This is a genomic window from Pauljensenia sp. UMB3104, assembly GCF_030217285.1.
GTDB lineage: Bacteria > Actinomycetota > Actinomycetes > Actinomycetales > Actinomycetaceae > Pauljensenia.
In genome coordinates this window covers 1-269 of sequence record NZ_JASONN010000318.1, presented here as the reverse complement: position 1 = coordinate 269, position 269 = coordinate 1, and the positions used below count along the sequence as shown (strand labels likewise).

The 269-nt window shown below is 66.9% G+C and carries 1 protein-coding gene; it reads left to right on the top strand.

Annotated elements, in window-relative coordinates; translation table 11 throughout:
• Nucleotides 1–269, top strand: a 269-nt coding sequence (locus QP415_RS11865) for a hypothetical protein (protein ID WP_285100215.1), incomplete at both ends; no start/stop codon positions are given.

The following is a 269-nucleotide window of genomic DNA, read 5'->3' as shown; positions in this document are numbered from 1 at the left end:
CCGTCAACCGCGAGTACGGCAAGATGGGTAAGTCCCTGAAGAACATCGTCACGCCCGACGAGATGTACGACGCCTACGGCGCCGACGTCTTCCGCGTGTACGAGATGAGCATGGGCCCCCTCGACCTATCGCGCCCGTGGGAGACCCGCGCCGTCGTCGGCTCCCAGCGATTCCTGCAGCGCCTGTGGCGTAACGCGGTCGATGAGGAGACGGGCGAGCTCACGGTCACCGACGAGCCTGCGGACGACAAGACGCGTCGCCTCGTGGCC